Annotated in this window: 28 protein-coding genes; 21 read left to right on the top strand and 7 right to left on the bottom strand. The window is 67.2% G+C overall.

Translation table 11 applies throughout. From position 1 onward, the window contains the following. Nucleotides 1–21: 21 nt before the first annotated feature. Complete coding sequence (locus U5809_RS20455) at nt 22–1,380, bottom strand: NAD(P)/FAD-dependent oxidoreductase (protein ID WP_322087890.1); 1,359 nt, start codon at nt 1,378–1,380, stop codon at nt 22–24. Between the two features lie 100 nt (nt 1,381–1,480). Between U5809_RS20455 and U5809_RS20450 the strand changes: the two genes are divergently transcribed. Next, complete coding sequence (locus U5809_RS20450) at nt 1,481–2,434, top strand: LysR family transcriptional regulator (RefSeq protein WP_126368243.1); 954 nt, start codon at nt 1,481–1,483, stop codon at nt 2,432–2,434. A gap of 25 nt (nt 2,435–2,459) precedes the next feature. Here the strand turns inward: U5809_RS20450 and U5809_RS20445 are convergent, their stop codons facing one another. After that, nucleotides 2,460–2,651: a hypothetical protein gene (locus U5809_RS20445; protein ID WP_322087889.1), complete on the bottom strand. Its 192-nt coding sequence runs from the start codon at nt 2,649–2,651 to the stop codon at nt 2,460–2,462. Between the two features lie 193 nt (nt 2,652–2,844). Here U5809_RS20445 and U5809_RS20440 point away from each other — a divergent pair, with 193 nt between their 5' ends. Beyond that, on the top strand, nt 2,845–3,768 hold the full coding sequence (locus U5809_RS20440) for an AraC family transcriptional regulator (protein ID WP_322087888.1): 924 nt from the start codon (nt 2,845–2,847) through the stop codon (nt 3,766–3,768). Between the two features lie 135 nt (nt 3,769–3,903). After that, complete coding sequence (locus U5809_RS20435) at nt 3,904–4,791, top strand: NAD(P)H-binding protein (RefSeq protein ID WP_322087887.1); 888 nt, start codon at nt 3,904–3,906, stop codon at nt 4,789–4,791. Between the two features lie 34 nt (nt 4,792–4,825). Here U5809_RS20435 and U5809_RS20430 read toward each other — a convergent pair whose 3' ends face one another. Further along, nucleotides 4,826–6,028 carry a benzoate/H(+) symporter BenE family transporter gene (locus U5809_RS20430; RefSeq protein ID WP_322087886.1) on the bottom strand — a complete coding sequence of 401 codons (1,203 nt, stop codon included), beginning with the start codon at nt 6,026–6,028 and terminating at the stop codon, nt 4,826–4,828. Between the two features lie 185 nt (nt 6,029–6,213). Next, nucleotides 6,214–7,239, bottom strand: a complete 1,026-nt coding sequence (locus U5809_RS20425; protein ID WP_322087885.1) for a fatty acid desaturase — start codon at nt 7,237–7,239, stop codon at nt 6,214–6,216. A 301-nt stretch (nt 7,240–7,540) separates the two neighbouring features. Between U5809_RS20425 and U5809_RS20420 the strand changes: the two genes are divergently transcribed. Beyond that, nucleotides 7,541–8,365, top strand: coding sequence for a phosphate/phosphite/phosphonate ABC transporter substrate-binding protein (locus U5809_RS20420; RefSeq protein ID WP_322087884.1), 825 nt, complete (start codon nt 7,541–7,543; stop codon nt 8,363–8,365). Nucleotides 8,366–8,389: 24 nt separating this feature from the next. Here U5809_RS20420 and U5809_RS20415 read toward each other — a convergent pair whose 3' ends face one another. Then, nucleotides 8,390–9,130 carry a GntR family transcriptional regulator gene (locus U5809_RS20415; RefSeq protein ID WP_322087883.1) on the bottom strand — a complete coding sequence of 247 codons (741 nt, stop codon included), beginning with the start codon at nt 9,128–9,130 and terminating at the stop codon, nt 8,390–8,392. 1 nt (nt 9,131) lies between these two features. Then, entirely contained in the window at nt 9,132–10,820 is a 1,689-nt protein-coding gene (locus U5809_RS20410; RefSeq protein ID WP_322087882.1) for a sigma 54-interacting transcriptional regulator, read from the bottom strand. A 304-nt stretch (nt 10,821–11,124) separates the two neighbouring features. On the opposite strand from U5809_RS20410, the gene U5809_RS20405 reads away from it, so the two are divergent. The 17 genes from U5809_RS20405 to U5809_RS20325 all read left to right on the top strand — a co-directional run bounded on the left by U5809_RS20405 (nt 11,125) and on the right by U5809_RS20325 (nt 24,813). Then, nucleotides 11,125–11,337 carry a phenol hydroxylase subunit gene (locus U5809_RS20405; RefSeq protein WP_226127088.1) on the top strand — a complete coding sequence of 71 codons (213 nt, stop codon included), beginning with the start codon at nt 11,125–11,127 and terminating at the stop codon, nt 11,335–11,337. Nucleotides 11,338–11,353: 16 nt separating this feature from the next. Further along, the gene (locus U5809_RS20400; protein WP_322087881.1) at nt 11,354–12,349 is read left to right on the top strand and encodes a phenol hydroxylase; all 996 of its coding nucleotides are present in this window, start codon (nt 11,354–11,356) and stop codon (nt 12,347–12,349) included. 35 nt (nt 12,350–12,384) lie between these two features. Continuing rightward, nucleotides 12,385–12,654 carry an MmoB/DmpM family protein gene (locus U5809_RS20395; protein WP_059684923.1) on the top strand — a complete coding sequence of 90 codons (270 nt, stop codon included), beginning with the start codon at nt 12,385–12,387 and terminating at the stop codon, nt 12,652–12,654. 38 nt (nt 12,655–12,692) lie between these two features. Further along, a complete protein-coding gene (locus tag U5809_RS20390; protein ID WP_322087880.1) occupies nt 12,693–14,243 on the top strand; it encodes an aromatic/alkene/methane monooxygenase hydroxylase/oxygenase subunit alpha in 1,551 nt (516 codons plus the stop codon). Nucleotides 14,244–14,312: 69 nt separating this feature from the next. After that, on the top strand, nt 14,313–14,669 hold the full coding sequence (locus tag U5809_RS20385; protein WP_322087879.1) for a phenol hydroxylase subunit P4: 357 nt from the start codon (nt 14,313–14,315) through the stop codon (nt 14,667–14,669). Nucleotides 14,670–14,694: 25 nt separating this feature from the next. Continuing rightward, nucleotides 14,695–15,759 carry a phenol 2-monooxygenase domain-containing protein gene (locus U5809_RS20380; protein WP_322087878.1) on the top strand — a complete coding sequence of 355 codons (1,065 nt, stop codon included), beginning with the start codon at nt 14,695–14,697 and terminating at the stop codon, nt 15,757–15,759. Between the two features lies 1 nt (nt 15,760). Next, nucleotides 15,761–16,117 carry a 2Fe-2S iron-sulfur cluster-binding protein gene (locus U5809_RS20375; RefSeq protein ID WP_060358328.1) on the top strand — a complete coding sequence of 119 codons (357 nt, stop codon included), beginning with the start codon at nt 15,761–15,763 and terminating at the stop codon, nt 16,115–16,117. 18 nt (nt 16,118–16,135) lie between these two features. After that, complete coding sequence (locus tag U5809_RS20370) at nt 16,136–17,080, top strand: catechol 2,3-dioxygenase (protein ID WP_322087877.1); 945 nt, start codon at nt 16,136–16,138, stop codon at nt 17,078–17,080. Nucleotides 17,081–17,101: 21 nt separating this feature from the next. After that, nucleotides 17,102–17,551, top strand: coding sequence for a heme-binding protein (locus U5809_RS20365; RefSeq protein WP_322087876.1), 450 nt, complete (start codon nt 17,102–17,104; stop codon nt 17,549–17,551). 68 nt (nt 17,552–17,619) lie between these two features. After that, nucleotides 17,620–19,131: a 2-hydroxymuconic semialdehyde dehydrogenase gene (locus U5809_RS20360; protein ID WP_322087875.1), complete on the top strand. Its 1,512-nt coding sequence runs from the start codon at nt 17,620–17,622 to the stop codon at nt 19,129–19,131. Nucleotides 19,132–19,158: 27 nt separating this feature from the next. Next, nucleotides 19,159–19,941 (top strand): 2-oxopent-4-enoate hydratase, encoded by a 783-nt coding sequence (gene dmpE, locus U5809_RS20355; RefSeq protein ID WP_322087874.1) that lies wholly within the window; start codon nt 19,159–19,161, stop codon nt 19,939–19,941. 40 nt (nt 19,942–19,981) lie between these two features. Then, the gene (locus U5809_RS20350) at nt 19,982–20,902 is read left to right on the top strand and encodes an acetaldehyde dehydrogenase (acetylating) (RefSeq protein ID WP_322087873.1); all 921 of its coding nucleotides are present in this window, start codon (nt 19,982–19,984) and stop codon (nt 20,900–20,902) included. A gap of 40 nt (nt 20,903–20,942) precedes the next feature. After that, on the top strand, nt 20,943–21,989 hold the full coding sequence (gene dmpG / locus U5809_RS20345) for a 4-hydroxy-2-oxovalerate aldolase (RefSeq protein ID WP_322087872.1): 1,047 nt from the start codon (nt 20,943–20,945) through the stop codon (nt 21,987–21,989). Next, nucleotides 21,986–22,774, top strand: coding sequence for a 2-oxo-3-hexenedioate decarboxylase (gene dmpH, locus U5809_RS20340; protein WP_322087871.1), 789 nt, complete (start codon nt 21,986–21,988; stop codon nt 22,772–22,774). The genes dmpG and dmpH overlap by 4 nt, the downstream gene beginning before the upstream one ends. A gap of 14 nt (nt 22,775–22,788) precedes the next feature. Continuing rightward, nucleotides 22,789–22,980, top strand: coding sequence for a 2-hydroxymuconate tautomerase (locus U5809_RS20335; protein ID WP_059684940.1), 192 nt, complete (start codon nt 22,789–22,791; stop codon nt 22,978–22,980). A gap of 36 nt (nt 22,981–23,016) precedes the next feature. Next, nucleotides 23,017–23,838: an alpha/beta fold hydrolase gene (locus tag U5809_RS20330; protein WP_322087869.1), complete on the top strand. Its 822-nt coding sequence runs from the start codon at nt 23,017–23,019 to the stop codon at nt 23,836–23,838. Between the two features lie 72 nt (nt 23,839–23,910). Further along, complete coding sequence (locus tag U5809_RS20325) at nt 23,911–24,813, top strand: transporter (RefSeq protein WP_322087868.1); 903 nt, start codon at nt 23,911–23,913, stop codon at nt 24,811–24,813. Nucleotides 24,814–24,891: 78 nt separating this feature from the next. On the opposite strand, the gene hndA is transcribed toward U5809_RS20325, so the two are convergent. Beyond that, nucleotides 24,892–25,845 carry a 2-hydroxy-1-naphthoic acid nonoxidative decarboxylase gene (gene hndA / locus U5809_RS20320; RefSeq protein ID WP_322087867.1) on the bottom strand — a complete coding sequence of 318 codons (954 nt, stop codon included), beginning with the start codon at nt 25,843–25,845 and terminating at the stop codon, nt 24,892–24,894. Nucleotides 25,846–25,858 lie beyond the last annotated feature (13 nt).

Genomic DNA, 25,858 nt, shown 5'->3' with positions numbered 1-25,858 from the left:
ATGCTGCGTGCGAGTCGTCGCTCAGTGCAGCTTGATCGACGGCTGGTTGCGGCTTTGCAGCCAGTGGCTCAGCGACTGGAACAGCGCGCGCTTCACACCGACCACGCTGAACAGGTGCTTGCGATACAGGAACTTGTACAGTCCGATCGCCGCCAGCCCGTCGACGATCAGCGAGCGCGAACGCACGCTGATGTCCGCCTGGTACACGGCGCCCGCATGCCCGAGCGACACGACGGTGCCCGCATCGTGGAACGTGAAGCCGGCCACCGGCTTGCCGGCGATGCGCCGCGCGAATGCGTTGACCAGATACACGGCCTGCTGGTGCGCGACCTGCGCGCGCGGCGGCAGGAATCCGCTCGCACCGGTCGACGGGCATGCCGCGCAGTCGCCGAAGGCATACACGTGAGGATCGTCGGGCGTCTGCAGCGTGTCGGTCACGATCACCTGGTTCGATCGGTTGAGCGCGAGCTCGCCGATGTCCCGCAGGATCGCGGGGCCGGCGACGCCGGCCGCCCAGATCGTGATGTCGCTCGCGAGCCGCTCGCCGGTGGCGGTCGTCACCGCATCCGCACCGACTTCCGCCACCCGCGTATCGGTCAGCACGTCGACGTTCAGCGCGCGCAACTGCGCGTGCATCTTGCCGGACAGCCGCGCGTCGAGCGCCGGCAGGATACGCGGGCCGCCTTCGATCAGCCGGATGTGCACGTCACGTGCCGACACCAGCGCCTTGAAGCGGTACGTCGTCAGTTGCTGGACCGCGTGCCGCAGTGCGGCCGCCAGTTCGACGCCCGTCGCGCCCGCGCCGATCACGTTGATGCAGATCGGCGCCGCGCGCCGCGCCGGTTGCTGCTCGGCGGCGTGATTCGCCTTCGTGCAGGCCGCGAGGAACTTGCGGCGGAAATCCTCGGCCTGGTCGAGGTTCTCGAGCGGCAGCGCATGGCGCGCGGCGCCCGGCACGTTGAAGAAGTTCGTCACGCTGCCGACGGCGAGCACGAGATCGTCGTAGCCGAGTTCGCGCTGCGGCAGGACTTCGGTGCCGTCCGCATCGTGCACGGCCGCGATCGTCGCGGTGCGCGCGGCGCGGTCGACCTGCTGCAGCGCGCCCTGCACGAAACGGAAGCCGTGGCGCTTGGCCTGCGCCGCGTATTCGATCGTGTGCGAGGCCGGATCGCGATGGCCCGATGCGGCTTCGTGCAGCAGCGGCTTCCAGAAGTGCGTCGGGTAGCGGTCGACGAGCACGATGTCGGCCTGGCCGCGACGTCCGATCGTGTCGCCGAGACGCGTTGCGAGCTGCAGGCCGCCGGCGCCGCCGCCGACGATCACGATGCGCGGCAGGCGCGGTGCGCAGTCCGTTGCAAGGTTGGGCGTGGTGTTGTCCATGTTGGGCTCCCGCTGAATGACGATTCGGATGACATTGCTCAAGAACCGACGATATAGTTTCGAACCCACTCGAACAATTTAATGTTTATAAGCGACTCATATGTATTCACTTATAGGAAAGACCGCGACGTTCCGGCAGCTGAAGGCGCTGGACATGATTGCGCGGCTCGGCAGCGTGTCGCGCGCGGCCGAGGAGCTGAACCTGACGCAGCCGGCCGTGTCGCTGCAGGTTCGCCTGCTCGAGGAGGCCGTGGGCGCCGCGTTGCTGCAGCGGGTGGGGCGCGGTGTGCAGCTGACCGCGGCCGGCGAGATCGTGTCGCGCTATGCGCGCGAGATCCTGCATCTGTGGAGCGAGGCCGGCGATGAAGTGGCCGCGTTGACGGGCGACCTCGGCGGCACGCTGCGGATCGGCGCGATCACGACGGCCGAGTACCTGATCCCGCCGCTGCTCGTGAAATTCACGGCGACGCGTCCGCATGTGAAGACTTATTTCAAGGTTGGAAATCGCGACGACATCATCCGCATGCTCGCGACGCATGAAATCGATCTCGCGGTGATGGGCAGCGCGCCGAAGGAGCTGCGTACGCATGCGGTCGAGTTCGCGAAGCATCCAATGGTGTTCGTCGCGGCGCCCGGCCATCCGCTGATGCAGCGCAAGCGCGTCGCGCTGAAGGATCTCGAATCCGCGCATCTGCTCGTGCGCGAACGCGGTGCCGGCACGCGCTCGACCGTCGAGAGCCTGTTCAAGAACGCGGGCCACCGCTTCCATGTGGGCTCCGAACTGTCGAGCAACGAGGCCATCAAGCAGATGGCCGAAGCCGGGCTCGGCGTTGCGTTCCTGTCGTTGCACGCGTGTGCACTCGAACTGCGCACCGGGCTGCTCGGGCAGTTGCCGTTCCCCGGCAACCCGATCGAACGCGAATGGTATGTGGTCACGCTCGCCGACCGGCGAATCTCGCAGGTGACGGGGCTGTTCCGCGATTTCCTGATCAAGCAGGGTGCGCCGGTGATCGACGGTGCGACGGTGGCGTCGCACGAGCGGCGGCGCAAGTAGGCGGGCGATGCGGCCGTGCGGCCGGTCAGACGAGCCCGAAATCGTCGTTGCTGTCGGGGATCGACGCGAGCAGCCGTTCAAGCCGGTACCAGCCGACGAGGCGCAGGCACCACATGACGATGGCCGTGCGGTTGGCGCTGGGGCCGGACAACGGACGGGTGGCGGCGGAAGGCGAGCGCGCGATGAACGCCGCGCGTTGCGGGCAGTAATGGGGCATGACGGTCTCCGTAGGTGTCGGATGGGGCCATCGTAAGCGCCGTGGCGCCGGCCGGCGCGCACGCAAGGATGGCCCCGAGCAGAAACGGATGATCTTTTTCTGCTTGACCCGGTTGCGCCGCCGGCAGCCCGGCAGGCGGGCTGAAAACGCGTCACAATGCGCGTTCGACATCCCCATCCACGGGAGGAAGGCCATGAGCGATGCGATTCTCGCGGCGCCGGCGGACAACGGCGTCCCGGTCAGCCTGCGCTCCAGCCGCGGGCTCGGCTGGCAGGGCTTTGGCGCGTCGCTGCTCGAAATCCGCGCGGGCACCTACCGGATTCCAGCGGCCGAGCATCACCGGATCGGCGTGCATATCGGGTCGCCCGTTCGCGCGGATTGCGTGTGCGACGGCGAACGCGTGTCGCGCATCCAGGCGCACGGCGACGTCGACGTGATTCCGGCCGGCCTGCCCGGCCAGTGGACCGACAGCGCTGACTGCCGGATCCTGCACATCATGCTCAGCGACACGTTCGTGCGGCGCACCGTCGAACAACTCGAACTGAAGCCGTCCCAGGCGCAGATCCGCCGTCGACTGCAGGTGCGCGACCCGCGCCTGCAGCACATCGCATGGGCGATGGCCGCCGAACTCGAAGCGGACGACGCGTCGGATCCGCTCTACGCGGAAAGCCTGTGCACGGCGCTCGTCGCCCGGCTGGTCGACGGCCAGCCTGCGTTCCGCGAACGCAGGCGCACGCTTGCACCGAAGGCGGCCGCGCGTGTGATCGACTACGTCGAAGCGAACCTCGACCGACGCATGACGCTGGCCGAACTCGCGGCGCTCGTGTCGATCAGCGTGCCACATTTCAAGGTGCTGTTCCGCGAAACGCTCGGGATGCCCGTGCACCAGTACGTCGTGCGGCGCCGGGTGGAGCGGGCGAAGGCGTTGCTGCTTGAAGGCCGGCTCAGTATCAGCCAGATTGCGCTGGAAGCCGGGTTTGCACACCAGAGTCACATGGCGAACTGGATGAATCGCGTGCTGGGTGCGACGCCGACGGAGATTGCTCGGTCGGGCGCACGGGGCGGGTTGCGGCTGGCTTATGACGGCGGGGAAGGCGCGAAGCCTGCGCGTCGATAGCGCTCCGGCGGATGTGCGGGCCGTGCGCGCCTTCGCATCCAGTCATCCTTTCCTGCTCGATTCATCCCTCCCTGCGCGCCGTCCCGACCGCGCATGCCGACAATCACCGCACCTTCATCCCCCCAGGAGCGAACCGTGTTCGTGATCTTCGGAGCATCAGGCAACGTCGGCCTGTCGACCGTGACGACCTTGCGCAACGCAGGCCATTCCGTACGCGCGGTGTTGCACGACGCACACCATCGTGACCGTTTCGCACAACTCGGCTGCGATGTCGCGATCGCGGAGCTGACGGATGCGAATGCAATCGCCGCAGCAATCGATGACGCACAGGCCGTGCAGATCCTGTGCCCGGTGCCGGTCGCCGACCCCGATCCCGCCGCGACGATGACGCGAACGATCGATGTGGCCGCCGCCGCGCTCGCCGCGAACCCGCCGCCGGCACTGCTCGCGCTATCGGACTACGGCGCGGAGCGCGACGGCAATACCGGCATCACCCGCCTGTTTCATCATTTCGAGGAACGGCTGAAGACGATCCCGACGCAGCTGACGTTGCTGCGGTCGGCCGAGCATCTGCAGAACTGGGCGCGCGTGCTGCCGGTCGCGCTCGGCACGGGCGTGCTGCCGAGCTTCCACCATCCGGTCGACAAGGTATTTCCGACGGTCTGGGCGCCCGACGTGGGTGTCGTCTCGGCGCGGCTGCTGCTCGATGCACCGGAAGGTGGCAACGGACCGCGTATCGTCAGCGTGGAAGGGCCGCGGCGGGTGAGCGTGACGGCAATCGCGGATACGCTCGGCGCGGCGGCCGGCCGCTCGATCGTCGCGCATGAGCTGCCGCGCGACACGTGGAATGCGACGCTGCTGCGCGCCGGGCTCAGCGAACGACATGCACAGCTGATCGTCGATCTGTACGACGTGCACAACGCCGGGGAGATCGACGTCGAGGCGGGCGTGTCGGAACGCGCTTACGGGACGACGCCGCCGGCAGATGCGCTCTCGCAACTGGTGCGCCAGCACGCACGCTGATCGAAGCGGCAGCGCGTGGTGTACGTGACGGACGTCACGCCGCCGGCCGCACCTTGTTCAGCACCGCATACGACAGCGACCCGATCACGATCCCCCAGAACGCGGAGCCGAGGCCGAGCCACGTCATCCCCGATGCGGTCGCGAGGAACGTGATCACCGACGCTTCGCGGTGGTTCTCGTCCTCGAAGATCCCGTGCACGTTCGCGCTGATCGCACCGATCAGTGCGAGCCCCGCGAGGATCGCGACGAACGCCTTCGGCAGCGCGAAGAACACCGTAACGATCGTGCCCGCGAAGAGCCCGCCGATCAGGTAGAACGCGCCGTTCGCGAGGCCGGCGATGTAGCGCCGGTCCGGATCCTCGTGCGCGTCCTTGCCGGTGCACAGCGCCGCGGTGATCGCGGCAACGACGATCGTGATTCCGCCGAAGCAGGCGACGACGAGCGACATCACGCTGGTCGCGGTGATGATCGGGCGCGCCGGTGTGTGGTAGCCGGACACGCGCAGGATGGTCATCCCCGGCAGGAATTGGCCGGTGAGGCTCACGACGACGAGCGGCAACGCGAGGCTGAGCGTCGTGCCGAGCGTCCATTCGGGCGCGATGAAGAGCGGGCGCGCGATGCTCGGCGACACGTTGCCGAGATGCGTCATCCCGAGCAGCGTCGCGAGCGCGGCGCCCGTCAGCAGCACGAGCACGATGCTGTAGCGCGGCAGCAGGCGCCTGAAGAGCACGTAGGCCGCGATCATCCCGAAGGCGAGCACGGGCTGATCCGACGCGGCGGAGAACGCATGCATGCCGAACGGCAGCAGGATGCCTGCCATCATCCCGCACGCGATGCCACGCGGAATGTGGCGCACGAGCCGGTCGAAATAGCCCGTCACGCCGATCAGCAGGATGATCAGCGCGGCCGTGATGTACGCGCCGACGGCCTGGTTGAGCGTCAGTTGCGGAAACAGGCCGACGAGCAGCGCGGTGCCGGGCGCCGACCACGCGGTGATGATCGGCACCTTCATCTTCCAGCTCGCGAACAGGCCCGATACGCCCGCGCCGATCGAGATCGCCCAGACCCACGACGACACCATTTCATTGGACACGTGCGCGGCCTGCGACGCCTGGAAGAAGATCGCGAGCGGGCCCGCGTAGGAAATCAGTACAGCGAGAAAGCCCGCGGTGATCGCGGAAACGGACCAGTCGTTGCCGATCGTTCGGATCGTGCCGGGCGGGGAGTTCGGTTGCATCGTCGTCGGGGAATGCGGCGCGCGGCCGCGAGGCAGAGCCGGGGCGAATGATTGTTGGAAGCCCCGGATGAGCCGTCATTCTGGGCATTGCCGGCGCAATTGGCAATTCGCCGGCGAAGAACGATATTGTCGGCATTTCGTAAGGATTGGCGCCAACGTCGGTGGACCGATGGCCCTGCCGGGCGTCACGTACTGATCTGCAGCACCGTGTCGACCACGGCCACCTTCACGCCGCTCCCCGTCGACAGCGATGCCGTGCCTTCGTCGAATGGATGCACGGGCGTATCGGTCGGCGTCCACGCATGGCGTGCGAGCAACTCGCGATACCCGCCGCGGATCACGAAGCCGCCGCATTTCTTCAGATATGCGTCGCGTCGCATCCGGTACGCACGTGGCAGGTCGTACCACGGCAGCTTCGGCAGGTCGTGATGAACGAGGTGGTAGTTGTTGTTCAGGTACAGCAGTCGCATCGCGAAGCCGGCCTCGTTGATCGTGATGCGTGCCTTCGGGTGCCGCGCGGCGCGGTGCTCGTACAGCGAGCGGATCATCGCGAGCGACAGCGCGGGCCACGTGACGGCCAGCAGGTAGTACCACCACGGCACGCCGATCGCCCATTGCAACCAGGCGAGCAGTACGACCACGCAGGCAACGTGCGTCATCCACATTGGCAGATAGCGGAAGTCGCCGCGCCGGAACGCGGCGACCGAATCGGCGACCGTCGCGATGATGGCGAGCGGCGGACCGACGACGATTCGTCCGATGAAAGTCTTGCGTGCGACCGTCAGCGCACGGCGCCAGCGCGGCAGCCGCGCCCAGCGTTCGCGCGTCACGTAGTTCGTTTCCGGATCGATGCCCGGCACGGTCAGGTCTTCGTCGCGATGATGGTCGAGGTGCGTGTCGCGATACAGCGTGTACGGATACCAGACCGTCAGCGGCGGATAGCCGAGCAGCTTGTTCACGAACGCGGAACGCGTCGGATGGCCGTGCAGCAACTCGTGCTGCAGCGACATATGCCACGCGCCGAGCAGGATCAGCGGCGGCGTCGCGGCCGCGAGCGACAGGTGCCCGTCGCGCACGAGCAGCAGCACGGCCAGCCAGCCGCCGTAGATGACGGCGACCAGCAGCCAGGTCGGCCACTCGGTGCGGGCGGTGAAGCGGGCGTCGAGCGCGGCAATGGCGCGCGCGTGATCGACGTCGAAGTATTCGGCCATGGCGTTGAGGCGGGATGGATCGGGCAGTGCGGGGAACGAGCGGTAGAACCGGGGCGCTCGGCCCGGGTGCGCAGGTGTCTCGCGGATCACGGTCGGCCTGCCCCGGCATCGCGCACGATGGCGATGCTCGGACAGGCACCACGACGGTACCGGGGTCGCGCGGCACGGCAAACCAATCGATTCGCATTTGCTTATCGCCACGCGGCCGATAAGCTTCGGGCGCGGCATGACGGTCGTGCCCCCGTTCCGGCGCGATCGAACCGGCTTCCGCTGTGCCGCCGTCGCTGCGTAGAATGCCCGCATGAGCCAATGGATCGCCGCCCTGCCGATGTACAACGTGACGCCGCGTCACGCCGCGCTGTGGCGGGCGCTGCTGCGCGATGCGCTGGATGCGTTCGCGAATGCCGGTGGCCCTGCCGGCGTCGCGCTGCCCGACGCGCCGTTCGACGACCTGCATGCGCTGTGGCGGCGCGACGATCTGCTGCTGTCGCAGACCTGCGGCTACCCGTACCGGATGCTCGGTTTGCACGACGCCGTGCGTTTGATCGCGACGCCCGCTTTTGACGTGGACGGTTGCGATGGGGCGCGCTACAGCAGCGTGCTGGTCGTGTCGGCCCGCGTGCATGCGGGCGGCGCGACGACGCTCGCCGCCTGTCGCGGGCTGCGGGCCGCATTCAACGGCGAGGATTCACACAGCGGGATGAACGCATTCCGGCACGCGGTCGCGCCGCATGCGCACGACGGGCATTTCTTCGGATCGGTCACGTCGTTCGGCTCGCACGTGAACGTGCTGCGTGCGCTGGCGTCGGGTGAAGCCGATTGTGCGTCGATCGACTGCGTGACGTTTGCTTATATCCGCGACGCGTTGCCCGATCTGCTGAAGGACATCCGGATCATCGGCGCGACGGCTTGCGCGCCGGGATTGCCGTTCATCGCATCGCGCGCGCTGCCGGAAATACAGGTCGGTGCGTTGCGGGACGCGCTCGATCGAGTAGTGGCCGCCGACGCGGAACGAGCGCGCGTGCTGAGGCTGAAGGGATTCGAACGGCTGCTACCGGCCGACTACGACACGATCGCATGGTTCGCGCAGGACGCGGCCGCGCGCGGCTATCCCGAGCTGGCCTGAGCGCCCCGAGCGCGTCGTGAAGCGCTAGAACGGCAGCGTGCCGGGCGGGGCGTTGCGCACCACCGCGAGCGTCGTGCCGATATGGTCCTCGAGCGCGAGTGCCGCGCGGGCATCCGCGCGCCGCATTGCGGCTTCGAACAGGCACGTGTGTTCCGCATGCACGTCGCGCTTCGAATCGCCGAGCCCGATGCACACGCGCCGGTACCGTTCGCTTTGCTGCGACAGCATCCGCAGGATCAGGTAGGTCCAGGGCGTCGCGGCGGCCGAGATCAGCGCTTCGTGAAAGCGCCGGTTGCAGGCTTCCCACGCGGTCCGGTGCGCGATCGACACCGGTTGCTCCCATGCAGACAGCATCTCGAAGCTGTGGCGCACGCGCTGTTCCCATGCGTCGTCGCCGCGTCGCACGGATTCGCGCAATGCATCGACCTCGATGTGGATGCGCAGCCGCGTGATCGCTTCGAGATCGTCGACCGACATCGGCGTCACGCGAAAGCCGCGCTGCCCTTCGGCGACGACCAGCGCATCACTGACGAGCCGCGTGAGCGCCTCGCGCAGCGTGCCGGCACCGACGCCGTACACGTTCTTCAGATGCTCGACGCGCAGCTTCGCGCCGGGCGGGTAGTGGCCTTCGATGATGTGCTGGCGCAGCTGATGGTAGGCATGCTCGCTGAGCGTGCGTGCATGCGGCTCGACGGTATCGTCGGTTGCCGACGTGTCGTCGGGCAGCGTGTCGGCGAAAGGGTGTGCGGGCAGGATGGTGTTCATGTTACGCGTCCTCCTGATCCTGTTTGCGGTTGAGGCGATAGCTGAGCTGCGCGCGCGTCAGGCCGAGCAGGCGGGCGGCAGCCGACAGGTTGCCGTTCGCGCGGTCGACGGCTTCATGCAGCAGCGCGCGTTCGAGGCCGTCGAGCCCGCCGCCGCCCTGCAGCTGGTCGAGGAGCGTCGTGCAGTCGATCGACAGTGCGGCCGGCGGCCGGATCTGCCCCGCACGGTCGACCGTCGCGCCGCCGGGCAGCCCGACGCCGGGGAACAGGTCCTTCGCGTCGACCGGCCGGTTGGGGCGCGACAGGATCACCGCGCGTTCGATCAGGTTCTCGAGCTCGCGCACGTTGCCGGGCCACCGGTAGCCGCGCAGCGCGTCATACGCATAGTCGGTCAGCGTGGGCGCCGGCTTGCCGTGCAGCGACGCGAAGCGTTCCAGCATCGCGTCGGCGAGCAGCGCGATGTCGTCCTGCCGGTCGCGCAGCGGCGGAATCAGTACGGGGTAGACGTTGATCCGGTAGTAGAGATCCGCGCGAAAGGTGCCGTCGCGCACGGCCTGTTCGAGGTCGCGGTTGGTCGCCGCGACGACACGCACGTCGACCTTCCTGCCTTCCGTCGCGCCGAGCCGCTCGACTTCGCCCTCCTGAAGCACGCGCAGCAGCTTGGCCTGCACGTCGAGCGGCAGTTCGCCGATTTCGTCCAGGAACAGCGTGCCGCCGTTCGCACGCTCGAAGCGCCCGGCGCGGGCGGCCTGCGAGCCCGTGAACGCGCCTTTCTCCGCGCCGAACAGTTCCGATTCGATCAGCGCGTGCGGAATCGCCGCGCAGTTGATCGCGACGAACGGTTTCGCGGCGCGCGGGCTGAGGCTGTGCAGTGCGCGGGCGAACCGCTCCTTGCCGACGCCCGTCTCGCCGGTGAGCAGCACGGCGACCTTGGTCGGCGCGGCCGTCTCGAGCAGCGCGTACGCGGCGCGAAACGCATCCGAGCGCCCGACGAGTCGCGTCCGGCTGTCGTCGGGCGCGATCTCGAGGCGCAGCGATTCGACCTCGGTCTGCAGGTCGCGAATCGTATTGATCAGCGAATCGGCCTTGAACCACGATGAAATTTCCTCTGCATCGGGCCATTCGTCGGCCGGCTTGCCGACGATCGTGCAGTGCGGATCGTGCATGCCGACACAGGACGTTTCCTTGAACAGGATGGTCCGGCCGATGAACGCGCTCGTATAGCCGGTCGCATAGCCGATAAGCATCCAGCACACGGGCTCGGGCTGCGGGCCGAATGTGCGGCGGTGCACGTCGGCTTCCCATGAGTGCTCCCACCGGTACTCGCAATAGAACGCACCGGTCGCAGGGTCCGCTTCGAAACGCAGCGGCGTGACCTGCACCGCCCCTTCGAGCATGTGCAACTGCGGGCCGACATGAAACATGTCGAACAGCGACGCGCCGCTGCGAATCTCGCGCGCGAGCGCGGCGTCCCGTTCGCCGGCGGCGAAGCCGACGCGGGTAAAGAATCGCCGCGTCTGCGCCGGCCCGACGCTTTCCATCAGCTCCTGGCGCAGCGTCGCCAGTGCCCCGGCATGCAGCAGCACCATCCGCTGGCCGGCGAGCCAGATGCGGCCGTCGCTTGCCGAAAAATGGATCAGCTTGCGCAGGTCGGTGTCCGGCGGCAAGGGGGGCAGGCTGGGCCGTGTCATGTCTCCTCCGTCGAGATTTCTCGTGATTTTCGAAATTTCCACAATCGGCGCCCCGGGGTGCATGACGGTTTGATCATTTGATCAAATGCGCGGAACCGGATTGATCAAATGATGAAGAAGTCCGCCTGATCTGGGCTGTGGCGCGATTGTTCGGGCGCGGATTGCATTCTGGTTAACCGCCATTGTGGATCGCGAATTCGAACTTTGCGTCAGGGCTTTCCCTGAATTATCGAGATTTTTTGCCAGGCCGGTCGTGTGTGGCACGGATGCTGCATTGAAGGACGGCATGGAGGCGACACCGAACATGAATCCACCCGACACCGATCTTTCCCCGCTCGACCCGGGCCGCAAGTGCGTCCGCGTGACCGGCACGAACTCGCGCGGCTTCGTCGAATTCGAGCTGTCGATCGGCGGTGCGCCGGAGCTGTGCGTCGAGCTGACGTTGCCTCCTGCCGCCTTCGACGCGTTCTGCCGCGAACAGCAGGTCACGCGGCTGGACGTCGAAGCGAACCCATGACCTTGAGGAGCAAGAAGTGACCATCGAGCTGAAGACAGTCGACATCAAGCCGCTCCGGCACACCTTTGCGCACGTCGCGCAGCACATCGGCGGCGACAAGACGGCGACGCGCTACCAGGAAGGCATGATGGGCGCGCAGCCCCAGGCGAACTTCCATTACCGGCCGACGTGGGACCCCGATCACGAAATCTTCGACGCGTCGCGCTCGGCGATCCGGATGGCGAACTGGTATGCGCTGAAGGATCCGCGCCAGTTCTACTACGCGTCGTGGGCGACCGCGCGGGCGCGCCAGCAGGACACGATGGAAGCGAATTTCGAGTTCGTCGAATCGCGCCGGATGATCGGCCTGATGCGCGACGACGTCGCCGCGCACGCACTCGACGTGCTGGTGCCGCTGCGCCACGCGGCGTGGGGCGCGAACATGAACAACGCGCAGGTCTGTGCGCTCGGCTACGGCACCGCGTTCACCGCGCCCGCGATGTTCCATGCGATGGACAACCTTGGCGTCGCGCAGTACCTCACGCGTCTCGCGCTTGCGATGGCCGAGCCGGACGTGCTCGACACGGCCAAGGCGGCATGGCTGACCGGCGCCGCGTGGCAGCCGCTGCGCCGCTACGTCGAGGACACGCTGGTCGTCGCCGATCCGGTCGAACTGTTCGTCGCGCAGAACCTCGCGCTCGACGGGCTGCTTTATCCGCTCATATACGACCGCTTCGTCGACGAACGGATCGCGCTCGCGGGTGGCTCGGCCGTCGCGATGCTGACCGCGTTCATGCCCGAATGGCACACGGAATCGACCCGCTGGATCGACGCGGTCGTGAAGACGATGGCGGCCGAATCGGACGACAACCGCGCACTGCTTGCGCGCTGGACGCGCGACTGGTCCGCACGGGCCGATGCGGCGCTCGAGCCGGTGGCGGCGCTGGCGTTGCGGGACGACGGCCGTGCGGCGCTCGACGAAGTGCGCGAGCTGTTCCAGGCACGCATCGCGAAGCTCGGCATCGGGTTCTGACGACAGGCGTCACTCACTCAAACAGGGAAACCAGCATGTCCAATGTATTCATCGCCTTCCAGGCAAATGAGGAGTCCAGACCGATCGTCGAGGCGATCGTCGCGGACAACCCGCTCGCGACAGTGGTCGAGTCGCCAGGCATGGTCAAGATCGATTCGCCCGACCGGCTGACGATCCGCCGCGAAACGATCGAGGAACTGACCGGCACGCGCTTCGACCTGCAGCAACTGCAGGTGAACCTGATCACGCTGTCCGGCCACATCGACGAGGACGACGACCAGTTCACGCTGAGCTGGTCGCACTGAACGCCGCGCACTGCACACCAACAACACCGGAGACACGAATGGATACGCCTACGCTCAAGAAAAAGCTCGGCCTGAAGGACCGCTACGCGGCGATGACGCGCGGCCTCGGCTGGGAAACGACCTACCAGCCGATGGACAAGGTCTTCCCGTACGACCGCTACGAAGGCATCAAGATCCACGACTGGGACAAGTGGGTCGACCCGTTCCGCCTGACGATGGACGCGTACTGGAAATACCAGGGCGAGAAGGAAAAGAAGCTGTACGCGGTGATCGACGCGTTCACGCAGAACAACGCATTCCTCGGCGTGACGGACGCGCGCTACATCAACGCGCTGAAGCTGTTCATCCAGGGCGTGACGCCGCTCGAATACCTCGCGCACCGCGGCTTCGCGCACGTCGGCCGGCACTTCACCGGCGAGGGCGCGCGCATCGCGTGCCAGATGCAGTCGATCGACGAATTACGGCACTACCAGACCGAAACGCACGCGATGTCGACGTACAACAAGTTCTTCAACGGCTTCCATCACTCGAACCACTGGTTCGATCGCGTCTGGTACCTGTCGGTGCCGAAGTCGTTCTTCGAAGATGCGTATTCGTCGGGGCCGTTCGAATTCCTGACCGCCGTGAGTTTCTCGTTCGAATACGTGCTGACGAACCTGCTGTTCGTGCCGTTCATGTCGGGCGCCGCGTACAACGGCGACATGTCGACCGTCACGTTCGGCTTCTCCGCACAATCGGACGAATCGCGCCACATGACGCTCGGCATCGAGTGCATCAAGTTCCTGCTCGAACAGGATCCCGACAACGTGCCGATCGTGCAGCGCTGGATCGACAAGTGGTTCTGGCGCGGCTACCGGCTGCTGACGCTCGTCGCGATGATGATGGACTACATGCAGCCGAAGCGTGTGATGAGCTGGCGCGAATCGTGGGAGATGTACGCGGAGCAGAACGGCGGCGCGCTGTTCAAGGATCTCGCGCGCTACGGGATCCGCGAGCCGAAGGGCTGGCAGGACGCATGCGAAGGCAAGGACCACATCAGCCACCAGGCGTGGTCGACGTTCTACGGCTTCAACGCGGCGTCCGCATTCCATACGTGGGTGCCGGGCGAAGACGAGATGGCATGGCTGTCCGCGAAGTATCCGGATTCGTTCGACCGCTACTACCGCCCGCGCTTCGATTACTGGGGCGAGCAGGCGAAGGCCGGCAACCGCTTCTACATGAAGACGCTGCCGATGCTGTGCCAGACCTGCCAGATCCCGATGCTGTTCACCGAGCCCGGCAACCCGACGAAGATCGGCGCGCGCGAATCGGACTACCTCGGCAACAAGTTCCATTTCTGCAGCGACCACTGCAAGGAAATCTTCGATCACGAGCCGCAGAAGTACGTGCAGGCGTGGCTGCCGGTGCACCAGATCCATCAGGGCAACTGCTTCCCGCCCGATACGGATCCGACTGCGGAAGGCTTCGATCCGCTTGCCGCCGTACTCGATTACTACGCGGTGGGCATGGGCCGCGACAACCTCGATTTCGACGGCTCGGAAGACCAGAAGAACTTCGCGGCATGGCGTGGCCAGGCCACGAGCAACTGATCAATCCGCAACCTTGAACGAGACCGGCGCACGCGCGAAGGCGCGAACGCCGGCCGACAGGAGACAAGCATGGCCGTCATCGCGCTCAAACCCTACGACTTCCCGATCAAGGACGCGGTCGGGAAGTTTCAGGCACCGCTGCTCTACGTGTGCTGGGAAGACCACCTGATGTTCCCGGCGCCGTTCTGCCTGCCGCTGCCGCCCGACCTGCCGTTCGGCGCGCTCGCGCGCGACGTGCTGCCGCCCATCTACGGCTACCACCCGGACTTCGCGAAGATCGACTGGGATCGCGTCGAGTGGTTTCGCTCCGGCGAGCCGTGGGCGCCGGATGCAGCGAAGAGCCTCGCCGGCAACGGCCTCGGGCACAAGGACCTGATCAGCTTCCGCACACCGGGCCTCGACGGCCTCGGCGGCGCGAGCTTCTGACCGCCACGCGGATGAGCGAACCATCATGAGCCACCAACTTACCATCGAGCCGCTGGGCGTCACGATCGAGGTCGAGGAAGGACAGACGATGCTCGACGCGGCGCTGCGCCAGGGCATCTACATTCCGCACGCATGCTGTCACGGCCTGTGCGGCACCTGCAAGGTCGCGGTGCTCGACGGCGACACCGATCTCGGCGACGCGAACCCGTTCGCGCTGATGGACTTCGAGCGAGAGGAAGGCAAGGCGCTCGCGTGCTGCGCGACGCTGCAGGCCGACACCGTGATCGAGGCCGACGTCGACGAGGAACCCGACGCGGAGATCATCCCGGTCAAGGACTTCGCGGCCGACGTCACGCGCATCGAGCAGCTCACGCCGACCATCAAGTCGATCCGCCTGAAGCTGTCGCAGCCGATCCATTTCCAGGCGGGCCAGTACGTGCAGCTTGAAATCCCCGGGCTCGGGCAGAGCCGCGCGTTCTCGATCGCGAACGCACCGGCCGATGTGGCCGCCACCGGCGAGATCGAGCTGAACGTGCGGCAGGTGCCGGGCGGCCTGGGCACCGGCTACCTGCACGAGCAGCTGGCGACCGGCGAGCGCGTGCGGCTGTCGGGTCCGTACGGCCGCTTCTTCGTGCGCCGCTCGGCCGCGTTGCCGATGATCTTCATGGCCGGCGGCTCCGGGCTGTCGAGCCCGCGCTCGATGATCGCCGACCTGCTCGCGAGCGGCGTCACCGCGCCAATCACGCTGGTCTACGGCCAGCGCAACGCGAAGGAGCTCTATTACCACGACGAATTCCGCGCGCTGGCCGAACGTCACCCGAACTTCACCTACGTGCCGGCGCTGTCGGAAGGCGCATCGGACGCGGGTAACGGCGTCGCGAGCGGTTTCGTGCACGACGTCGCGAAGGCGCATTTCGACGGCGATTTTTCCGGACATCAAGCCTACCTGTGCGGACCGCCCGCGATGATCGACGCGTGCATCACCGCGCTTATGCAGGGGCGCCTGTTCGAGCGCGACATCTATCACGAGAAGTTCATTTCGGCGGCCGACGCGCAACAGACGCGCAGCCCGCTGTTCCGGCGGGTGTGACATGGATGCGGGCCGCGTGTGCGCGACGGTGACGATCGCGCAGACCGACGAGCGCTACGCGTGCGGAGCCGGCGAATCGTTGCTGGCCGGCATGGCGAAGCTCGGCCGGCGCGGCATCCCGGTCGGCTGCCTGAACGGCGGGTGCGGCGTGTGCAAGGTGCGCGTGCTGCGCGGCGCGGTGCGCAAGCTCGGACCGGTCAGCCGCGCGCACGTGAGTGCCGAGGAGGAGGGCGACGGCTACGCGCTTGCGTGCCGCGTGACGGCCGACGGCGACGTCGAACTGGAAGTGGCCGGCCGGCTGAAGAAGCCGTTTTTCTGCGGCTCGGCCTGTGCCGGGACGCCGGAACTCAACAAGTAACCAAGGAGGAGACTCACCATGGGTGTGATGCGTATTGGTCATGTCAATCTGAAGGTGATGGACATGGAAGCGGCGCTGCGTCATTACATACGCGTGCTCGGCATGCAGGAGACGATGCGCGACGCGGCTGGCAACGTCTACCTGAAATGCTGGGACGAATGGGACCGCTATTCGCTGATCCTGTCGCCGTCCGACCAGGCCGGGCTCAAGCATGCGGCCTACAAGGTCGAGCACGATGCCGACCTGGACACGTTGCGGCAGCGCATCGACGCGTACGGGATCAAGACCGAGATGCTGCCGGAAGGCGCGCTGCCGGCCGTGGGCCGCCAGCTGCGGTTCCTGCTGCCGAGCGGGCATGAACTGCGCCTGTTCGCGCAGAAGGAGCAGGTCGGCACGGCCGTCGGTTCGCTGAATCCCGATCCGTGGCCCGACGACATTCCGGGGTCGGCCGTGCACTGGCTCGATCATTGCCTGCTGATGTGCGAGTTGAATCCCGAGACTGGCGTGAACCGCGTCGAGGAGAACACGCGCTTCATGGCCGAGTGCCTCGACTTCCATCTGGCCGAGCAGGTGATGGTCGGCCCGGGCAACACGATTCGCGCCGCGACGTGGATGTTCCGCAGCTCGACGCCGCACGACATCGCGTTCGTCGGCGGCCCGCGCAACGGCCTGCATCACATCGCGTTCTTCCTCGACGACTGGGCCGACGTGCTGAAGTCGGCCGACGTGATGGCGAAGAACAAGGTGAAGATCGACGTCGCACCGACGCGGCACGGCATCACGCGCGGCACGACCATCTACTTCTTCGATCCGAGCGGCAACCGCAACGAAACCTTCGCGGGGCTCGGCTATCTCGCGCAACCCGATCGCCCGGTCACGACCTGGACCGAGGACGAACTCGGGCGTGGGATCTTCTTCCACTCCGGCGAGCTGAACGAAGCGTTCACGACCGTCTACACCTGACCCGCGAAGGAGCACTGCGTCATGGCACGGAATGATTCGACCCGCAGCGTCGAGATGCGCACGATCGACTGGCCGCACGCCGCGCGCGCCGCGCACGCGGCGGCAGAAGCGGCCGAACGGCTCGGCGTGCGCGTGAACGTCGCGGTCGTCGATGCGGCGGGGCTGCTCGCGGCCTTCGTGCGGATGCCCGGCGCGCCGCTGCATTCGATCGACATCGCGATCGACAAGGCGTACACGGCCGCGAGCTTCGGTGCGCCGACCGGCGCCTGGCACGACGCGCTGGCCACGCATTCGGACGCGGTGCGGCAGGGGCTCGTATTGCGCGCACGCTTCGTCGCGTTCGGCGGCGGCCTGCCGATCGTCGACGACGGCACGCGGATCGGCGGCATCGGCGTGTCGGGCGGCAGCGAGGCACAGGACGAACAGTGCGCGCACGCGGGCCTCGCCGCCGCCGGCTTCGGCGCGCAATGACGCACGGCACGCGAACACGCGAAACGAACCAACCGGATCACGGATTCAAGACACTCGGCAGACACATCATGTACGACACCGAACCCATCGCCGCGACACGCGGCCCCGCCGGCGGGCAGCCGGACGTGCGGCTCGTCCGCAATTTCATCGACGGCAGCTATCGCGCCGGAGAACGCTGGTTCGACAAGCGCTCGCCGCTCGACGACGCGGTGATCGCGCGCGTGGCCGAAGCGAGCCGTGCCGACGTCGACGCGGCCGTCCACGCGGCGCGCGCCGCGCTGTCGGGGCCGTGGGGCGGCCTCACGGTCGCACAGCGCGTCGAGATCCTGTACGCGGTGGCCGATGGCATCACGCGCCGCTTCGACGATTTTCTCGAAGCCGAAGTGGCCGACACCGGCAAGCCGGTGAGCCTCGCGAGCCATATCGACATCCCGCGCGGCGCCGCGAACTTCAAGGTGTTCGCCGACATCGTGAAGAACGTGCCGGGCGAAAGCTTCGAAATGGCGACGCCGGACGGCGCGGGCGCGCTCAACTACGCGATTCGCCGCCCGGTCGGCGTGGTCGGCGTGATCTGCCCGTGGAACCTGCCGCTGCTGCTGATGACGTGGAAGGTCGGGCCGGCACTCGCGTGCGGCAACACGGTGGTCGTGAAGCCGTCGGAGGAAACGCCGCAGACGGCTGCGCTGCTCGGCGAAGTGATGAACGCGGCGGGCGTGCCGCGCGGCGTCTACAACGTCGTGCACGGTTTCGGGCCCGACTCGGCCGGCGAATTCCTGACGACCCATCCCGGCGTGAACGCGATCACGTTCACCGGCGAGACGCGCACCGGCGCGGCGATCATGAAGGCGGCCGCCGACGGCGCGCGGCCCGTCAGCCTCGAGATGGGCGGCAAGAACGCGGCGATCGTGTTCGCCGATTGCGACTTCGACGCGGCCGTCGAGGGCACGTTGCGCTCGTGTTTCGCGAATGCCGGGCAGGTGTGTCTCGGCACCGAGCGCGTGTACGTCGAGCGCCCGCTGTTCGAGCGTTTCGTCGCCGCGCTGAAAGCTGGCGCCGAAGCGCTGCGGCCGGGCCGCCCGGAAGCGGACACGACCGGCATCGGCCCGCTGATCAGCCAGGCGCATCGCGACAAGGTGCTGTCGTACTACCGCAAGGCGACCGAACTTGGCGCGACGGTCGTGACGGGCGGCGGCGTGCCCGACCTGCCGGACGATCTGCGCGGCGGTGCATGGGTGCAGCCGACGATCTGGACCGGTCTCGGCGACGATTCGCCGATCGCGCGCGAGGAAATCTTCGGCCCGTGCACGCTCGTGATGCCGTTCGACTCCGAAGCCGAGGTGATCGGCCGCGCGAACGCAAACGTGTACGGGCTGTCGACCGCCATCTGGACGACCAACCTGGCCCGCGCGCATCGCGTCGCCGCGTCGATCGACGTCGGCATCGCGTGGGTCAACTCGTGGTTCCTGCGCGACCTGCGCACCGCGTTCGGCGGCGCGAAGCAATCGGGTATCGGCCGCGAAGGCGGCGTGCATTCGCTCGAGTTCTACACGGAACTCCGCAACGTCTGCATCAAGCTTTGATCCCCTGTTACCGACCGGAAAACGCTTATGGACTCCACATTGATTACCACGTTGGGCGACCGGCTGTACGACGCGATGTTGTCGCGCGCGCCCGTCGCGCCGTTGACGTCCCAGCACGAGGACCTGTCGGTCGACGACGCGTACCGGATCCAGCAGCGCTTCGTGCAGCGCCGCCTGGACGCCGGCGAGACCGTCATCGGCAAGAAGATCGGCGTCACGTCGAAAGCCGTGATGGACATGCTCGGCGTGTACCAACCCGATTTCGGCTACCTGCTGTCGGGCATGGTGGTTGGCGATGGCGCGTGCATTGCGCTCGACACGCTGATCCAGCCGAAGGCCGAAGGCGAGATCGCGTTCGTGCTGAAGCGCGACCTGCTCGGCCCTGGCGTGACGAACGCGATGGTGCTGGCCGCGACCGAATGCGTGATGCCGTGCTTCGAGATCGTCGATTCGCGCATTCGCGACTGGAAGATCCGCATCGGCGACACGGTGGCCGACAACGCGTCGTGCGGCGTGTTCGTGCTCGGCGACCAAGCGGTCAGCACGCGCCGCGTCGATCTCTCGACCTGCGGGATGGTGCTCGAGAAGAACGGCGACGTGATCGGCACCGGCGCCGGCGCAGCCGCGCTCGGCTCACCGGTGAACGCCATCGCGTGGCTCGCCAATACGCTTGGCCGCCTCGGCATTCCGCTGAAGGCCGGCGAGGTGATCCTGTCCGGCGCGCTGGCCGCGATGGCGCCGGCCGGGCCCGGTGACAACTTTCGCGTGTCGATCGGCGGGATCGGCGCGTGTTCGGTGCGGTTCGCGTGAGCGGCGCCGTTCCCATTCAATCGCAAACGAGGACATCCCCATGACCCGAAAGATCCGTTGCGCGCTGATCGGCCCCGGCAACATCGGCACCGACCTGCTCGCCAAACTCATGCGCAGCCCCGTGCTCGAACCCGTCTGGATGGTCGGCATCGATCCCGATTCCGACGGCCTGAAGCGTGCGCGCGAACTCGGGCTGAAGACGACCGCGGAAGGCGTCGACGGCCTGCTGCCGCACGTGCAGGCCGACGGCGTACAGATCGCCTTCGACGCGACGAGTGCCTACGTGCACGCGGAGAACAGCCGCAAGCTCAACGCGCTCGGCGTGCTGATGATCGACCTGACGCCGGCCGCGATCGGCCCGTACTGCGTGCCGCCCGTGAACCTGAAGGATCACATCGGCTCCGGCGAGATGAACGTGAACATGGTCACGTGCGGCGGCCAGGCGACTATCCCGATGGTGCGCGCGGTGTCCCGCGTGCAGCCGGTCGCGTACGGCGAGATCGTCGCGACCGTGTCGTCGCGCTCGGTCGGCCCCGGCACGCGCAAGAACATCGACGAGTTCACGCGCACGACGGCGGCGGCGGTCGCGCAGGTTGGCGGCGCGCAGGCCGGCAAGGCGATCATCGTGATCAATCCGGCCGACCCGCCGCTGATCATGCGCGACACCGTGCATTGCCTGACGGAAAGCGCGCCCGACGAAGCGCGCATCGTCGAATCGGTGCACGCGATGATCGCCGACGTGCAGCGCTACGTGCCCGGCTACCGGCTCGTCAACGGGCCGGTGTTCGACGGCACCCGCGTGTCGATCTACCTCGAGGTCGAAGGCCTCGGCGACTACCTGCCGAAATACGCGGGCAACCTCGACATCATGACGGCCGCCGCCGCGCGTACCGCCGAGATGTTTGCCGAGGAACTGCTGGCCGGCCGCCTCGCGCTCCAGCCGGCCGCGCAGGCAGCCTGACGCGCGCTTCTCCCATGACCGGACGAACAAGGAAATGGCAATGAACCTCAAAGGCAAGCGAATCACCGTCCACGACATGACGCTGCGTGACGGCATGCACCCGAAGCGTCACCAGATGACGCTCGACCAGATGCGCGCGGTCGCGACCGGGCTCGATGCGGCCGGCGTGCCGCTGATCGAAGTCACGCACGGCGACGGGCTCGGCGGCTCGTCGGTCAACTACGGTTTCCCCGCACACACCGACGCCGAATACCTCGGCGCGGTGATCCCGCTGCTGAAGCGCGCGAAGGTGTCGGCGCTGCTGCTGCCGGGCATCGGCACCGTCGATCATCTGAAGGAGGCGCATGCGCTCGGCGTGCAGACGATCCGCGTTGCGACGCACTGCACCGAGGCCGATGTGTCGGAGCAGCACATCGCGATGGCGCGCAAGCTCGGCATGGATACCGTCGGCTTCCTGATGATGAGCCACATGAACAGCCCTGAAGGGCTCGTGAAGCAGGCGAAGCTGATGGAGTCGTACGGCGCGAACTGCATCTACATCACCGATTCGGCCGGCTACATGCTGCCCGACGACGTGAAGGCGCGCCTCGCCGCGGTGCGCGATGCGCTGCAGCCGGATACCGAACTCGGCTTTCACGGCCACCACAACCTCGCAATGGGCATCGCGAACTCGATCGCGGCGATCGAGGCCGGCGCGAACCGGATTGACGGCGCGGCGGCCGGCCTCGGCGCCGGCGCGGGCAACACGCCGCTCGAAGTGTTCGTCGCCGTGTGCGAGCGGATGGGCATCGAGACTGGCGTCGACGTGTGGAAGATCCAGGACGTCGCCGAGGATCTCGTCGTGCCGATGATGGATTTCCCGATCCGCGTCGATCGCGATGCGCTGACGCTCGGCTATGCCGGCGTGTACGGGTCGTTCCTGCTGTTCGCGAAGCGCGCGGGCGACAAGTACGGGATCCCGGCGCGCGACATCCTCGTCGAGCTGGGCCGGCGCGGGATGGTCGGCGGCCAGGAAGACATGATCGAGGACACCGCGCTGACGCTCGCGAAGGCGCGCGCGGCGCAGGCGAAGCGGGAGGCCGCATGAACCTGACCACCGACCTCGTCGAATCGCTCGCCGCGCATCTCGACGACTGCATGCGCGAAGCGCGCGACACGCCGAAGATTACCGACCGCCATCCGGAGATGGACTGGGACGACGCGTACGCGGTCCAGGATGCGATCCGCCGCCGGCAGCTCGCGCGCGGCGCGCGGATCGTCGGCTACAAGGCCGGCCTGACGTCGCACGCGAAGATGCGCCAGATGGGCGTCGACACGCCCGTGTTCGGGTTCCTCACGGATCTCTACGACCAGCCCGACGGCGGCGAGTGCGATACGTCCGCGCTGATCCACCCGAAGGTGGAGCCCGAGATCGCGTTCGTGACGAAGGCCGAGCTGAAAGGCCCCGGCTGCCATATCGGCGCGGTGCTCGCCGCGACGGATTTCGTCATCGCCGGCATCGAGGTGATCGACAGCCGCTACCGCGACTTCAAATTCGACCTGAAGAGCGTGGTGGCCGACAACACGTCGGCCGCGCGCTTCGTCGCGGGCGGCCGCCCGCTGCCGGTGGACGGCGTCGATCTGCGCACGCTCGGCATCGTGCTCGAGAAGAACGGGCTGCCGGTCGCGTTCGGTGCGGGCGCGGCCGTGCTCGGGCATCCGGCCGCCGCGGTCGCGATGCTCGCGAACCATCTCGGCGCGCGCGGCGAATCGATTCCGGCGGGCAGCCTGATCCTGTCGGGCGGCATCACCGAGGCGGTAGCCGTCGCGGCCGGTGACAGCGTGACGCTGCGCGTGCAGGACGTCGGGTCGGTCGGCCTGCGTTTCATCTGACGGGGAGGCCGATCGTGCCGGTTGCTCATCTGTACATCCTGGAAGGCCGCAGCGACGACAAGAAGGAACGCTTGATCGCCGAGGTTACCGAAGCCATCCATCGCTCGCTCGACGCACCGGTCGAATCGGTGCGCGTGATCATCACCGAGATGCCGAAGGCGCATTTCGGGATCGGCGGGCAGAGCGCGAAGCAACGCGGGCGCTGATGCGCCGCGTCTACATGAATCGACTGGGGGAGCGTCATGTCATCCAATCCTGAAATCGGCCGCCGGATCGTTGCCGGCGGCATCGACACGAACTATCACGACGTTGGCGACGGCCCGCCCGTGCTGCTGATCCATGGCTCGGGGCCCGGTGTCACGGCCTATGCGAACTGGCGGCTCACGATGCCCGCGCTTGCGCGGCAGTTCCGCGTGATCGCGCCGGACATGGCCGGCTTCGGCGAAACCGAACGCCCGGCCGGGTACCGCTATTCGATGGAGCACTGGGTCGACCATGCGCTGGGCTTGCTCGATGCGCTCGACGTCGAGCGCGCGCACGTGGTCGGCAATTCGTTCGGCGGCGCGCTCGCGCTGGCGCTCGCGATCCGTGCGCCGGAGCGGGTCGGCAAGCTCGTGCTGATGGGCGCCGCCGGCACGCGCTTCGCACTGACCGAAGGGCTCGACGCGGTGTGGGGCTATACGCCGTCGATCGCGAACATGCGCGCGCTGCTGGACATCTTCGCGTTCGATCGCACGCTCGTGAACGACGAACTCGCGAAGCTGCGCTACGACGCCAGCGTGCGGCCCGGCTACCAGGAGGCGTTCGCGAACATGTTTCCCGCGCCACGCCAGCGCTGGGTCGATGCGCTCGCGAGCGACGAGACGAAGCTGCGCGCGCTGACGCACGACACGCTGATCGTGCACGGCCGCGAGGACCGAGTGATTCCGCTCGAGAGTTCGCTGACGCTGACGGAATGGCTGCCGAACGCACAGCTGCACGTGTTCGGCCGCTGCGGGCACTGGACGCAGATCGAACATGCGGCGCGCTTCAACCGGCTCGTGATCGACCACTTCAACGAATAACGCATCGGCAGGGCTGGAAACGCAGGATAACCACAAGAAATCAAATCAGTAGAACGAAGATTGGAGACATCGATGAAACGAAAGGCTGCATTCGGACTGATCTCGCTCGCGGCTTGCGCGGGCATGGCGCTGAGCACTGGCGCCCGCGCGACGGAGGGCGGCGGCGACACGATCGGCGAGGGCGCGGAAGCGTTCTTCGCCGGCGCGCTGCCGCCGGCCGGGCTGTACGCATTGCTGTACTACACGCACTACCATGCGTCGCGCTTCAACGATTCGCATGGCAATGGCTCGGTACCGGGCTTCAAGCTCGATGCGGACGTGCTGATTCCGCGCGTGGTCTGGATGTCGAACCTGTCGGTGCTCGGCGGGCGTTTCGGTGCGTATGCGGTGCTACCGATGCAGCATCTGGCGCTCGATGCGGGCGGCGCGTCGTTCGACCGTACCAACTTCGGCGACCTGATCGTCAGCCCCGCGCTGATCGCATGGGGTTCGGGCGCGTTGCGCACCGTTGCGGCAGTCGAGTTCGTGTTCCCGACCGGGCAGTACGACGCGCAATCTGCGCTGAACACCGGCAAGAACTACTACACCGCGCGGCCGGTATTCGGCGTGTCGTGGCTGCCGAACGACAAGGTGGAGGTATCCGCGAAGATCACGTACAGCTTCAACTCGCCGAACAACGACACGCATTACCACTCGGGGAACCTGTTTCACTTCGACTACTCGGCGAGCTATGCGGTGACACCGAAAGTGCGGGTCGGGTTGTCCGGCTATTTCGTGAAGCAGACCACCGACGACATGCAGAACGGCCAGCCGGTCGCAGGCGACGGGTTTCGCGGGCAGGCGTTCGCGATCGGGCCGGGGGTTCGCTATCAGTTCAGCAAGATCAGCGTGGAAGCGCGCGTCGTGAAGGAGTTTTTTGTCCGCAACCGGCCGGCTGGCGAGGCCGTATGGGCGAAGGCCGTTATTCCGTTCTGACCTGCCGGCGTGGCGCCGGTCGTCGGTTGTACGCGTGACGCCGCCATCGCGGCGCGTCACGCGGTTTTTCATCGTGCGTTACCGTACCTGCGCGGCGAGGCGCGGGAACAGCGGCAGCGCGTTCGCATGGTTGAGCGCGGCATGCCGGTCGGCGCTCAGCGCCGCATACGCATCCTGCGCATGAGTGAACGACGTGCTGACCGACGGCGGCGCGTACGGGAAGTCGCTGCCGTACAGCACGCGATCGGGTTGCGCGAACGCGGTGAGGCTCGGCAGCGCCGACGGCGACGACAGCGCGGTATCGAAGTAGAACGAGCGCAGCAGGTCGAGCAGCCCGTCGCGATTCGGCACGTCATTGCGCACGCCCGGCGCGAGTTCCGCGAAGCGGTACGCGGCGTACGGCAGGAAACCGCCGGCATGCGACAGGATGATGCGCACGTTCGGGTAGCGCGTCATCACGCCGTTGAGCACGAGCTGCAGCGCCGTGCGCGTCGTGTCGAACGGGTAGTCGAGCAGCGGGCCGGGCATGCCGGGCAGCACGTCGATCGCGGGCTTGGCCGGGTGGATGAACACCACGGCGTGACGGCGATCGAGTTCCGCCCAGACGGCTTCGAAGGCCGAATCGCCGAGATACGTGCCGCCATAGTTGCTGAGCAGCACGACGCCGTCGGCTTTCAGCGTGTCGAACGCGTGGTCGATTTCGGCGAGCGTGCCGTCGACGTCGGGCAGCGGCAGCGTCGCGAAGTTGCCGAAGCGGGTCGGCCATTTCGCGACGAGGCTGGCGACGTATTCGTTCACCTGGCGCGCCATGTCACGCTTGGCCTGGCCGTTCCAGCCCTGTACACCCGGCGCGGTCAACGACAGCACGCCGGTCTGGATCTCCAGCGAATCCATGAACGCGATGGCGCTTTCCGGGCTCCAGGTGGGGCTGCCCCAGCCGGACGGGTCGCCGCCGTGGGCGGGCAGGGCGTCGGCCCAGAACGGCGGGACGACATGCTGGTGAACATCGATGCGGTTGCGGTTGGACGACATGATGCGGCTCCTG

The sequence above is a fragment of the Burkholderia sp. BCC1999 genome, from assembly GCF_905339975.1.
GTDB lineage: Bacteria > Pseudomonadota > Gammaproteobacteria > Burkholderiales > Burkholderiaceae > Burkholderia.
This window is presented reverse-complemented; position numbering and strand designations above follow the sequence as displayed.

Bases quoted from the DNA above. Each gene is read 5' to 3' on its own strand.
- U5809_RS20455 (WP_322087890.1), bottom strand. From the start codon at position 1,380: ATGGACAACACCACGCCCAACCTTGCAACGGACTGCGCACCGCGCCTG.
- U5809_RS20450 (WP_126368243.1), top strand. From the start codon at position 1,481: ATGTATTCACTTATAGGAAAGACCGCGACGTTCCGGCAGCTGAAGGCG.
- U5809_RS20445 (WP_322087889.1), bottom strand. From the start codon at position 2,651: ATGCCCCATTACTGCCCGCAACGCGCGGCGTTCATCGCGCGCTCGCCT.
- U5809_RS20440 (WP_322087888.1), top strand. From the start codon at position 2,845: ATGAGCGATGCGATTCTCGCGGCGCCGGCGGACAACGGCGTCCCGGTC.
- U5809_RS20430 (WP_322087886.1), bottom strand. From the start codon at position 6,028: ATGCAACCGAACTCCCCGCCCGGCACGATCCGAACGATCGGCAACGAC.
- U5809_RS20425 (WP_322087885.1), bottom strand. From the start codon at position 7,239: ATGGCCGAATACTTCGACGTCGATCACGCGCGCGCCATTGCCGCGCTC.
- U5809_RS20420 (WP_322087884.1), top strand. From the start codon at position 7,541: ATGAGCCAATGGATCGCCGCCCTGCCGATGTACAACGTGACGCCGCGT.
- U5809_RS20415 (WP_322087883.1), bottom strand. From the start codon at position 9,130: ATGAACACCATCCTGCCCGCACACCCTTTCGCCGACACGCTGCCCGAC.
- U5809_RS20410 (WP_322087882.1), bottom strand. From the start codon at position 10,820: ATGACACGGCCCAGCCTGCCCCCCTTGCCGCCGGACACCGACCTGCGC.
- U5809_RS20405 (WP_226127088.1), top strand. From the start codon at position 11,125: ATGAATCCACCCGACACCGATCTTTCCCCGCTCGACCCGGGCCGCAAG.
- U5809_RS20395 (WP_059684923.1), top strand. From the start codon at position 12,385: ATGTCCAATGTATTCATCGCCTTCCAGGCAAATGAGGAGTCCAGACCG.
- U5809_RS20390 (WP_322087880.1), top strand. From the start codon at position 12,693: ATGGATACGCCTACGCTCAAGAAAAAGCTCGGCCTGAAGGACCGCTAC.
- U5809_RS20385 (WP_322087879.1), top strand. From the start codon at position 14,313: ATGGCCGTCATCGCGCTCAAACCCTACGACTTCCCGATCAAGGACGCG.
- U5809_RS20380 (WP_322087878.1), top strand. From the start codon at position 14,695: ATGAGCCACCAACTTACCATCGAGCCGCTGGGCGTCACGATCGAGGTC.
- U5809_RS20375 (WP_060358328.1), top strand. From the start codon at position 15,761: ATGGATGCGGGCCGCGTGTGCGCGACGGTGACGATCGCGCAGACCGAC.
- U5809_RS20370 (WP_322087877.1), top strand. From the start codon at position 16,136: ATGGGTGTGATGCGTATTGGTCATGTCAATCTGAAGGTGATGGACATG.
- U5809_RS20365 (WP_322087876.1), top strand. From the start codon at position 17,102: ATGGCACGGAATGATTCGACCCGCAGCGTCGAGATGCGCACGATCGAC.
- U5809_RS20360 (WP_322087875.1), top strand. From the start codon at position 17,620: ATGTACGACACCGAACCCATCGCCGCGACACGCGGCCCCGCCGGCGGG.
- dmpE (WP_322087874.1), top strand. From the start codon at position 19,159: ATGGACTCCACATTGATTACCACGTTGGGCGACCGGCTGTACGACGCG.
- U5809_RS20350 (WP_322087873.1), top strand. From the start codon at position 19,982: ATGACCCGAAAGATCCGTTGCGCGCTGATCGGCCCCGGCAACATCGGC.
- dmpG (WP_322087872.1), top strand. From the start codon at position 20,943: ATGAACCTCAAAGGCAAGCGAATCACCGTCCACGACATGACGCTGCGT.
- dmpH (WP_322087871.1), top strand. From the start codon at position 21,986: ATGAACCTGACCACCGACCTCGTCGAATCGCTCGCCGCGCATCTCGAC.
- U5809_RS20330 (WP_322087869.1), top strand. From the start codon at position 23,017: ATGTCATCCAATCCTGAAATCGGCCGCCGGATCGTTGCCGGCGGCATC.
- U5809_RS20325 (WP_322087868.1), top strand. From the start codon at position 23,911: ATGAAACGAAAGGCTGCATTCGGACTGATCTCGCTCGCGGCTTGCGCG.
- hndA (WP_322087867.1), bottom strand. From the start codon at position 25,845: ATGTCGTCCAACCGCAACCGCATCGATGTTCACCAGCATGTCGTCCCG.